This is a genomic window from Ferrovibrio sp. (genome assembly GCF_017994015.1).
Taxonomy (GTDB): Bacteria; Pseudomonadota; Alphaproteobacteria; order Ferrovibrionales; family Ferrovibrionaceae; genus Ferrovibrio.
The window spans coordinates 1-10,764 of record NZ_JAGOLP010000086.1; the positions used below are offsets into that span (position 1 = coordinate 1).

Consider the following 10,764-nt stretch of genomic DNA (forward strand, 5'->3'; position numbering starts at 1 on the left):
CCATATGGCCGAACTTGTTGCTCAGCGCCATCAGGGTGACGCCGCGCACCCGGCTTTGCAGGTTTTCTTCCGTCAGGTCGGCAGCACGGCCGGCAAAGGCCGGCGCCAGCATCTGGCCAAAAGCCGCCACAGCCGGCTCAATCGGAATGGTTTCATAGGAACAGCCCAGCGCCTGGGCGCATTCAGCGGCATCATCCAGGCTGATCTGCGCCGTGTAGCGCGATGGCAGCATGACACAGCGTACACGCTCGGCGCCCAGCGCATCCACCGCCACGGCGGCAGACAGCGCACTGTCGATGCCGCCGGAAAGCCCCAGCACCACGCCGGGAAAGCGGTTGCGGTTCACATAATCGCGCAGGCCCAGCACCATGGCGCCATAGATCGAGGCCAGGCGGTCCAGCGGCTCGGCGATTTTGCCAGGCGCGCAGACCCAGCTATCACCCTGACGCTGCCACTCGGTCAGCACCACCTGTTCGACAAATTCCGGCTGGCGCAGCGCCAGGCTACGATCCGCATTGAGCACAAAGGAGGCGCCGTCAAACACCAGTTCATCCTGGCCGCCGACGCGGTTGAGATAGACCAGCGGCAACCCGGTTTCGACCACACGGGCCACACCCAGCGTGAGGCGCTGATCCCACTTGCCCACTTCAAACGGCGAACCATTCGGCACGATCAGCATTTCAGCGCCAGTCTCGGCCAGGCATTCGGCCACGTCTGCGCTCCACATATCCTCGCAGATCATCACGCCCAGCCGCACGCCGCGAAACACCATCGGCCCGGGCAGTGGCCCGGCGGCAAAAACCCGCTTCTCGTCAAACACGCCGTAATTCGGCAGATCATACTTGTAGCGCACCGCCACAATCTCGCCGCCATCCAGCAGCAAAGCGGCATTGTAGAGCTTGCCGCCATCCACCCAGGGCGAGGAAACCAACAGGCCCGGCCCGCCATCGCGGGTGGCCGCCGCCAGGGCGCGAACCGCCTGTTCGCAGGCGCGCTGGATCGCCGGGCGCAGCACCAGATCTTCCGGCGGATAGCCGATGATGCACAATTCAGGCAGCACCACCAGATCGGCGCCCAGGGCGGCGGCTTCGGCCCGCGCGGCTTCGATCCGCTGGCGGTTGCCGGCGATGTCGCCCATGCCGGCATTGATCTGGGCGAGTGCGATTTTTAGAGAATTGATCATAATACGAAACACTTAACGCGACGGCAGACTTACCGCAATGGCCGGCTTGGGGTAGTCTCGGCGGCAATTACTCAACGGGAGGCAAGACAATGGGCAAGAACCTCAATGTATTGATGAAGCAGCACCCCAAGGGCTGGGTGACGGAAGCCGATTTCGAGGTGGTGGAACGGCCGATTCCGGAAGCCGGTCCGGGCCAGCTTCTGGTGCGCAACATCTGGCTGTCGCTTGATCCCTATATGCGCGGCGTGATGGACCCGGGCCGCTCCTACCTGGCCAAGCTCGGCCCGGGCGACGCCATGATCGGCGGCACGGTGGGCGAGGTGATGACCTCCGACAATCCAAAATTCCCGGTTGGCTGCTATGTGGTGGGCAATCTCGGCTGGCGCGGCTATGGCGTTACCGATGGCGTGGGTTTGGTCAAAATCGACCCTGCCCTGGCGCCGCTCTCCACCTGGCTCGGCGTGCTCGGCATGCCCGGCGTGACGGCGCATTACGGCCTGATGCAGATCGGCAAGCCGAAGGAAGGCGAAACCGTGGTGGTTTCCGCCGCCTCAGGCGCGGTGGGCGGCACGGTGGGCCAGATCGCCAAGATCAAGGGCTGCCGCGTGGTCGGCATCGCCGGCGGCAAGGCAAAATGCGATTATGTGGTGAACGAACTGGGCTTCGATGCCTGCATCGACTACAAGGCGCCCGACATGGAAGCCGCCTTCAAGGATGCCACGCCGAAGCGCGTCGATGTGTATTTTGAGAATGTCGGCGGCAAGATCATGGAGATGGTGTTCGGCCGGCTCAACAGCTTCGCCCGCGTGCCGCTCTGCGGCATCATCAGCCAATATAATCTGACCGAGCCGGAAGGCTTCACCGGCATGCGCCACCTGCTGGTCAACCGTGCCACGGTGACCGGCTTCATCATCTCCGATCACATGCCCTACTGGCCCGGCGCGATCCAGGAAATGGCCGGCTGGATCAAGGCCGGCAAGCTGAAATACAAGGAGGATGTGGCGGAAGGGCTGGAAGCCGCCCCGGCCGCCTTCATCGGCATGCTGGCGGGCAAGAATTTCGGCAAGCAGCTTGTGCGGGTGGGGCCGGATAAGCTGTAATCCGGCTAAGCATAACGGAGGAAACCATGTTTAATCGACGCCATCTGTTGCAGGCCACCGGTGCGGCTGCCCTGTTGCACAGCCTGCCCGCCTGGGCGCAAGCGACCTGGAACCCGGCGCAGACCGTGACCATGGTGGTGCCCTATCCGGCTGGCGGCCCGACCGATAGCCTGGCCCGCCTGATCGGCCAGGAAATCACCAAGGATCTCGGCCAGCAGGTGATCGTGGAGAATGTGCCGGGCGGTGCCGGCGCCATCGGCTCGCGCCGCGTGGCGCAGGGGCCGGCGGATGGCCATGTGCTGCTGGCCACCACCAACCAGACCCATGCCACCAATATCTCGCTGCTGCCCAATGGCGGCGGCTATCATCCGGTGAATGATTTCGCCCCCATCGCTTTGCTGGCCGACCTGCAACATATCCTGGTGGTGAAGAACGACCTGCCGGTGCAGAATTTCGCCGACTTCCTCAAACTGGCCAAGGCACAGCCGGGCAAGCTCAATTGCGGCTCCACCGGCCCCGGCTCGGCCTCGCATCTGGCGCTGGAATTGTTCAAGGCCAAGGCCGGCGCTGATCTCACTCATGTCGCCTACAAAGGCTCGGCACCTTTGTTGCAGGACCTGCTCGGTGGCCATGTCGATTGCAGCTTCGCCACCACGCCCACCGTGCTGGCCCAGGTGCAGGCCGGCAAGCTGCGCGCCATCGCCGTGGCCTCGCCGAACCGCTCGCCGCATCTGCCCGACCTGCCCACCATCGCCCAAGGTGGCGTCGCCGGCGTGGAAGCCGATGCCTGGCTGGCGATCTTCGCGCCGATCAACACCCCGGCCCCGGCGCTGGCGCGCTATCGCAGCCTGGTGCTGGAAGCGATGAAAAAAGACAGCGTGCGCGAAACCTTCACCAAGCAAGGCATGGCGGTGAATGTGCGCGACGCCGACAATTTCGCCAAATTCCTGCAAGAAGACATCAAGCGCTGGGCCGAAGTGATCCGCATCGCCAATGTGAAGGTGGAGTAAGGCCGCACGAGAGACGAGACCGCCGGGCCTAGCCCGGCGGTGACGACTTTAATGGCAGGCTACTTCGCCTTGCGCAGCAGGAATTCGCGGCCGACCTTGACGCTCGGCACACCGTCATAGGCCACGATATCAGCCGTGGCGTAGGTTTCGGTCCAGTTATCCGGCAGGTATGAGCCGGTGCCGACAATATCGAGCGGCGCCTTCACACTGGCCATCACCTTGCACTTGGCAGCATTAAAGCCCGAGGAACCGACGATCTTCACATTGAGGAAGCCGGCCTTATCAAGCGCGGCGCGCATGTGGAAAATCGCCGCCGCCGACACGCCGGTGCCGACCATCCAGCGCAATTCGGCTTCCGAACGGTATTGCCGGATCGCATTTGGCACATGGCGGTCGAGCACCTGATACGAGGTTTGCGGGTCCAGGCCCTCGATATAGCGGCTGCCATGGGTATCGAGCCGCACCTGCAAACGGCCTTCACGCGCCAGTTCCGGAAAACGCGCGCAAACCGCCAGCGCATCGGTGACTTCCTGGCCGTAATAATCCACCAGCACGGTCATCGGCTCGGCCGGAAAACTCTCGTGATACAATTCGGCGGCGCGCAGGGTGGAGCCGGCATAGCCGATCAGGGCATGCGGCATGGTGCCGAAGCCCTTGTCGTTGCCGAAATAATGCGCCGTGGCATCGGTGGCATTGCCGATGAAGCCGGCGGCGCCGACATCGCGCCGCGCGGCGCGGCTGCCGACAGAAGCGGCATAGGCCATCATCTCGGCCATCTCGGCGCCGGCACAATGCCGCGCGTCCATCGCCAGGAAGCGCACCTTGGGCAGATCGCAGCACATCGAATAGGCGTTATAGGCGGCAACGCAGGCCGCACCGAGCTTTTGCAGATACAGCGTTTCGAGATCAACCAGTTGCGACATCGGGCCGGAGAGATAGACCAGCGGCTCGCCGGCACCAACCCAGGTGCCTTCCTCATGCACCAGTTCGATGCCGAACTTTACGCCACGCGCGGCGCCGACCTTTTCCAGCCATTCCACCATCAGGCGCGGACAGAAAATCACCGGGCGGCGCATGAACACCGCATAGGTGACCGTCTTGTCACCGAAGCGCTGCACAACCTCCTTGGTTTTCTTGAAGTAGGTGTCGGTGCGCGTCTCGATATCGCGTTCCAGCTCAACCGCCAGCGCCGGGCCGACGAAAGGGGTAACGTCAGTCGGCTTCGGCAGCATGGCGAACCGTGCGGTTGTTGCGTTCCAGCTTCAGCATCTCGGCAATCAGGAAGGCCAGTTCCAGCGATTGCGAGGCATTGAGGCGCGGATCGCAATGGGTGTGGTAGCGGCTGGACAAATCGGCATCGCCAATCATCTGCGCGCCACCCATACATTCGGTGACATCCTGGCCGGTGAGTTCCAGATGCACGCCGCCGGCATGGGTGCCTTCGGCCAGATGCACCTCGAAGAATTGCCGCACTTCCGACAGCACGCGGTCAAACGGCCGGGTCTTGAAGCCGGAAGCAGCGGTCAGCGTGTTGCCATGCATCGGATCACAGGACCACACCACATTGCGCCCCTCGTTGCGAACCTTGCGCACCAGAGCAGGCAGGAATTTCTGCACCTTGTCATGCCCCATGCGGGCAATCAGGGTGAGCCGGCCCGGCTTGTTGGCCGGATTGAGCAGGTCGATCAGGCGGATCAGTTCATCAGGATCGGTGGTCGGCCCGCATTTCAGGCCGAGCGGATTGATCACGCCGCGCAGGAATTCCACATGCGCGCCATCCGGCTGCCGGGTGCGGTCGCCGATCCACAGCATATGCGCAGAGGTATCCACCCACTCGCCTGAGGTACTGTCCACACGGGTCATGGCCTGCTCATAGCCGAGCAGCAAAGCCTCGTGGCTGGTATAGAAATCCACCGTGCGCAGTTCATTGCTGCGCTCCGGCGTGATGCCGCAGGCTTCCATGAAATCCAGGCATTCGGTGATGCGGTCGGCCACATCCTGCCAGCGCTCCACTTCCGGGCTCTTGGCAACAAAGCCGAGATTCCAGCGATGCACCCGATGCAGGTCGGCATAACCGCCCTGCGCAAAGGCGCGCACCAGATTCAGCGTGGCCGCCGCCTGGCTGTAAGCCTGCAATTGCCGGTTCGGATCAGGAATCCGCGCTTCGGCAGTGAATTCCATGCCGTTGATGATATCGCCGCGATAGCTCGGCAATTCCACATCGCCGCGCTTCTCGGTGTTGGACGAACGCGGCTTGGCAAACTGGCCGGCCATGCGCCCCACCTTCACCACCGGCAGGGCAGCGCCAAAGGTCAGCGCCACGGCCATCTGCAACAGCACGCGGAAAGTATCGCGGATATTGTTGGCGCTGAATTCAGCAAAGCTCTCGGCGCAATCGCCGCCTTGCAGCAGGAAGCCACGGCCTTCGGAAACCCGGGCCAGCGCGTTGGTCAGATTGCGGGCCTCGCCGGCAAACACCAGCGGCGGATAATGCGACAGCTTCTGCTCGACAGCAGCCAGGGCGGCGGCATCGGGATAATCCGGCACTTGCAGGATCGGCTTCGAGCGCCAGCTATCCGGCGACCATTTACGCGCGTTCATCATCCAACTCCCAAACACGTATCGCTGGCAGATTGCTTCGTTCGTTTACGAACGAATGCTGCACGGCAACAAAGATAGGGCTATTCCGCCGGCAATTCCAGTCACCAGCGAACAGGCCCGGCAATGCGTTCAGAATGCCTCAGGCGCTGAAAATCTTGCCTGGATTCATCAGGTTATCGGGATCAAGCGCCTTCTTGATCGAGCGCATCACACTCACCGCCTCGCCATGCTCGGCCATCAGATACTTCATCTTGCCCGAACCAATACCATGTTCGCCGGTGCAGGTGCCTTCCATCGCCAGCGCGCGCTGCACCAGACGGGCATTGAGCCGCTCGGCTTCCTCGATCTCCTTCGGGTTGCTGCGGTCGATGACAAAGGCGAGATGGAAATTGCCGTCGCCGACATGGCCGACCAGCGGCGCAATCAGGAAACTTTGCGCCAGATCGGCCTTGGTTTCCAGGATGCAATCAGCCAGCCGCGATATCGGCACGCAGACATCGGTGGCCCAGATTTCGCAACCCGGGCGCATCGCTTTGGCCGCATAGGCGGCATCATGGCGCGCCTGCCACAGCCGGGCGCGTTCCTCAGGCTTGGTGGTCCAGGTGAAATTGGCGCCGCCATTATCGGCGGCCAAAGCCTGCACCATCTCGGCCTGTTCGCGGGCGCCGGCCTCGGTGCCATGGAATTCCAGAAACAGCGTATCCTTCACCGGCATGTCGTATTTGGCGTATTTGTTGATCGCATCGACATGCAGATCATCCAGCAATTCGATCCGCGCCACCGGGATGCCGCTCTGGATGGTGGCGATCACGGTGTTGATGGCGCCTTCCAGGCTGTCAAACGAGCAGACCGCCGAGGTGATCGATTCCGGGATGCCGTAAAGTTTCAGCGTGATTTCGGTAATCACGCCAAGCGTACCTTCCGAGCCGACAAACAACCGTGTCAGATCATAGCCGGCGGCGGATTTTTTGGCCCGCTTCGAGGTGCGGATGACGCGGCCATCGGCCAGCACCACGGTGAGCGCCAGCACATTCTCGCGCATGGTGCCGTAGCGCACCGCGTTGGTGCCGCTGGCGCGGGTGGAAACCATGCCGCCGATCGAGGCATTGGCGCCCGGATCAATCGGGAAAAACAGCCCGGTATCGCGCAGGAATTCATTCAGCGCCTTGCGCGTCACGCCCGGCTGCACCACCACGTCCAAGTCCTCGGCATTAACCCGCAGGATCTTGTTCATCTGCATCACATCCAGGCTGAGGCCGCCCTGCAAGGCGCCGACATGGCCTTCCAGCGAGGTGCCGGCGCCATAAGGCACAATCGGCATGCCATGGGCGGCGCAAATCTTCACGATCTCCACCACTTCCTCGGTGCTCTGCGCAAAAGCCACCGCATCGGGCGGAAATGGCTGGTTCCAGCTTTCATCCTTGCCATGCTGGTCGCGGATCGCCTGGCCGGTGCTCAGGCGGTCGCCCAGAAGTTGCTTGAGCGCATCAATTGCAGCCTGAGTGGCGGTGGCAGAGAGGCGCGGTGCAGCGGCAATGGCGGCCATGGGGCGATTTCCTTCCGTTTATGCAGCTAGTCGTAGCGCGCCAGGGGCCTGATGGCAATGCCAGCGGTGGTCAGGCCGCACCCCTTGGGCTATGTAACCGGCATGTCCGATCCCTTTGATCTAGCCGGATTCGATCCTGAGCCGCCGGCCCCGCAAGCGCCGCCGCCGCCGCCGCCGCCCTGGCTGACCAAGCTTAACCCGGCCCAAGCCGAGGCGGTGTCGCATCTGCATGGGCCGTTGCTGGTGCTGGCCGGCGCCGGCACCGGCAAAACCCGCGTGCTGGTGAACCGCCTGGCGAATATCCTGTATCAGCGCCTGGCCTGGCCGAGCCAGATTCTGGCTGTGACCTTCACCAACAAGGCCGCCCGCGAGATGCGGGAACGTGTGGAGCAGCTTGTGGGCGCCGAAGCGGCGGCCGGCCTGTGGCTTGGCACTTTCCACGGCATCGCCAACCGCATCCTCAAGCGCCATGCCGAAGTGGTGGGGCTTAAAAACAACTTCACCATCCTGGATGCCGACGACCAGTTGCGCCTGGTGAAACAGGTGCTGGACCTGGAAGGCATCGACGAGAAACAATTGCCGCCGCGCCTGGTGGCCGGGCAGTTCGACCGCTGGAAGGACAAGGGCCTGCTGCCAGATCAGATTCCGCAGGCTGAGCGTGGCTTTGCCGAGGGCAAGGGTCTGCGCCTCTATCAGCTTTATGCCGAGCGGCTGCTGCAACTGAATGCCTGCGATTTCGGCGACCTTTTGCTGCATAACCTGACCATCTTCCGCCAGCGCCGCGACATTCTGGAACGCTATCAGCGGCAATTCCGTTTCATCCTGGTGGACGAGTACCAGGATTCCAATGTCAGCCAGTATCTGTGGCTGCGGCTGCTGGCCCAGGCGCATAAGAATATCTGCTGCGTCGGCGATGATGACCAGTCGGTTTATGGCTGGCGCGGCGCCGAAGTGGGCAACATCCTGCGCTTCGAGAAGGATTTTGAGCAGGCGCATATTGTGCGGCTGGAGCGCAACTATCGCTCGACCCCGCATATCCTGGCTGCCGCTTCCGGCCTGATCGCACATAATACCAGCCGGCTGGGCAAAACCCTGTGGACCGACATCGCCGAGGGCGACAAGGTGATTGTGCAGGGCGTGTGGGATGGCGACGAGGAAGCCCGCATGGTGGGCGACGAGATCGAGGCGCTGGAACGTGCCGGCCAGTCGCTGGATCAGGTGGCCATCCTGGTGCGCGCCGGCCATCTCACCCGCGCGTTTGAAGAACGCTTCATCACCATCGGCATGAAATACCGTGTCATCGGCGGGCTGCGCTTTTATGAGCGCAAGGAAATCCGTGATGCCATCGCCTATTTCCGCGTGGTGCTGCAACCCGATGATGACCTGGCCTTTGAGCGTATCGTTAACCTGCCCAAGCGCGGCCTGGGCGACAGCACGCTGCAAGCCTTGCATCGTGCCGCACGCGCGGCGCAGCTTTCGCTTACCGCCACACTAAAAACCTTGCTTGAAACCGACGAGATCAAGCCCAAGCCACGTGCCACGCTGAAGACGCTGCTCAACGATTTTGAACGCTGGCGCGGCCTGGTGGCCGAATTGCCGCATGCGGAAGTGGCGGCGATCATCCTGGAGGAATCCGGCTATATCGGCATGTGGCAGGCCGACAAGACCCCGGAAGCGCCGGGCCGGCTGGAAAACCTGCGCGAATTGCTGAGCGCACTCGGCGAATTCGAAAACCTGGCAGGCTTCCTGGACCATGTGGCGCTGGTGATGGATGCCGAACAGGCCACTGGCCTGCCGATGGTGAGCCTGATGACCCTGCATGCCGCCAAGGGGCTGGAATTTGACTACGTTTTCCTGCCCGGCTGGGAGGAAGACCTGTTCCCGAGCCGCCGCGCCGTGGAAGGCAATGGCGTGGCCGGGCTGGAGGAGGAGCGCCGCCTGGCCTATGTCGGCATCACCAGGGCGCGGCGCCGCGCCCATATCAGCTTTGCCGCCAACCGCCGCATTTATAATCAATGGGCCAGCGCGGTGCCGTCGCGCTTCATTGATGAATTACCGGCCGAACATGTGGAACAGCGCAGCCAGGCCGGGCTGTATCGCGGCGCGCAGAATCATGCTTTTGGCGGCGCCTTTGCCGGCAGCGGCTTCAGCGCACCCAATGCCGGCCATAGCTGGAATCTGAGCCGGCAAGGCGGCGGCCGGGTGATCGAGGGCCGCGCCAGGGCGGTGGCGGATAGCCCATCAAGCCAGGCGCCGCGCCATTTTGAGATTGGCGAGCGGGTGTTTCACCAGAAATTCGGTTATGGCCGCATCCGCGCCGTGGATGGCAACAAGCTGCTGGTGGCCTTCGATAAAGCCGGCGAGAAGAAGGTGATCGACAGTTTTGTGGAGAATGCCTGATGGCTTCATTCTGGTTCGTCGAGATCGAACTGCCCTTCCCGGCCCTGGCGCCGTTTGAGGACTTGCTCGGCGTGGAAGCCGAGGATGGCGTGGCGCTGAGTTCGTACGAAGTGGCGCCGATGCCAGACCCCGACACGGCACAATGGCGGCTGCAAGTGTTGTTCGACACACCGCCGGATGAAGCCGCCTGGCGCCGGCGCCTGGCCGCCATCGCCGCCGGCATGAATCTGCCGGCTGCGCCGATTTTTGCCGGCAAACTGCCGGACCAGGATTGGGTGCGCCATACCAATACATTGAATGCCCCGGTGCGCGCCGGGCGGTTTTTCCTTTATGGCGCGCATGATGCCGGCAGCGCGCCGCCGGGTTGCCTGAGCCTGCTGCTGGATGCCGGCCTGGCTTTTGGCACCGGGCGGGCGCCATCCACTTTCGGCTGCCTGGAAGCCATCGACCGGATTTGCCGGCGCCAGCAGCCAAGGCATGTGCTTGATCTCGGCACCGGCTCGGGTGTGCTGGCGATGGCGGCAGCCAGGGCGACCAGCCGCGCCCGCATCTGGGCCGCCGATATCGATCCGGTGGCGGTGCAGGTGGCGCGCGAAAATGCCCGGCTGAACGGCCTGGGCGCGCGCATTCACTGCCTGGTGGCCAGCAATCCGCTGGATAAGCGGCTGCCGGGGCCGTTTGATCTGGTGGTGGCGAATATCCTGGCCGGGCCGCTTTGTGCGATGGCGCATGGACTGGCGGCGCAAGTGGCGCCGGGCGGCCATCTGGTGCTATCCGGCCTGCTGGCCAAGGAAGAGCGCCGGGTGGCGGCGGATTACCGCGCCCAAGGGCTGAGCTTTTCGGCCCGCCTGCCGCGCGAGGGCTGGCACACGCTGATCTTCAAACGCTGAATATCAGGCGTGCAGCCGTCGCAGGCAAATCAAG

Annotated in this window: 8 protein-coding genes; 4 read left to right on the forward strand and 4 right to left on the reverse strand. The window is 63.2% G+C overall.

What is annotated here, in order from left to right:
* Positions 1–1,183 (reverse strand): NAD+ synthase (locus tag KBB36_RS19755; RefSeq protein WP_290985210.1); only part of this gene is annotated, 1,183 nt, incomplete at its 3' end.
* A gap of 89 nt (positions 1,184–1,272) precedes the next feature.
* Between KBB36_RS19755 and KBB36_RS19760 the strand changes: the two genes are divergently transcribed.
* Positions 1,273–2,283 carry an NADP-dependent oxidoreductase gene (locus KBB36_RS19760; RefSeq protein ID WP_290985212.1) on the forward strand — a complete coding sequence of 337 codons (1,011 nt, stop codon included), beginning with the start codon at positions 1,273–1,275 and terminating at the stop codon, positions 2,281–2,283.
* Between the two features lie 26 nt (positions 2,284–2,309).
* On the forward strand, positions 2,310–3,293 hold the full coding sequence (locus KBB36_RS19765; RefSeq protein ID WP_290985215.1) for a tripartite tricarboxylate transporter substrate binding protein: 984 nt from the start codon (positions 2,310–2,312) through the stop codon (positions 3,291–3,293).
* A 59-nt stretch (positions 3,294–3,352) separates the two neighbouring features.
* On the opposite strand, the gene KBB36_RS19770 is transcribed toward KBB36_RS19765, so the two are convergent.
* The 3 genes from KBB36_RS19770 to KBB36_RS19780 all read right to left on the reverse strand — a co-directional run bounded on the left by KBB36_RS19770 (position 3,353) and on the right by KBB36_RS19780 (position 7,440).
* Positions 3,353–4,525 carry a nicotinate phosphoribosyltransferase gene (locus tag KBB36_RS19770; RefSeq protein WP_290985218.1) on the reverse strand — a complete coding sequence of 391 codons (1,173 nt, stop codon included), beginning with the start codon at positions 4,523–4,525 and terminating at the stop codon, positions 3,353–3,355.
* On the reverse strand, positions 4,506–5,894 hold the full coding sequence (locus KBB36_RS19775; RefSeq protein WP_290985230.1) for a class II 3-deoxy-7-phosphoheptulonate synthase: 1,389 nt from the start codon (positions 5,892–5,894) through the stop codon (positions 4,506–4,508). Before KBB36_RS19775 ends, KBB36_RS19770 begins: the two co-directional genes overlap by 20 nt.
* A 139-nt stretch (positions 5,895–6,033) precedes the next feature.
* The gene (locus tag KBB36_RS19780; RefSeq protein WP_290985221.1) at positions 6,034–7,440 is read right to left on the reverse strand and encodes an FAD-linked oxidase C-terminal domain-containing protein; all 1,407 of its coding nucleotides are present in this window, start codon (positions 7,438–7,440) and stop codon (positions 6,034–6,036) included.
* Between the two features lie 102 nt (positions 7,441–7,542).
* On the opposite strand from KBB36_RS19780, the gene KBB36_RS19785 reads away from it, so the two are divergent.
* On the forward strand, positions 7,543–9,840 hold the full coding sequence (locus tag KBB36_RS19785) for an ATP-dependent helicase (RefSeq protein WP_290985224.1): 2,298 nt from the start codon (positions 7,543–7,545) through the stop codon (positions 9,838–9,840).
* Positions 9,840–10,730, forward strand: a complete 891-nt coding sequence (locus tag KBB36_RS19790; RefSeq protein WP_290985227.1) for a 50S ribosomal protein L11 methyltransferase — start codon at positions 9,840–9,842, stop codon at positions 10,728–10,730. Before KBB36_RS19785 ends, KBB36_RS19790 begins: the two co-directional genes overlap by 1 nt.
* The last annotated feature ends 34 nt before the right edge of the window (positions 10,731–10,764 follow it).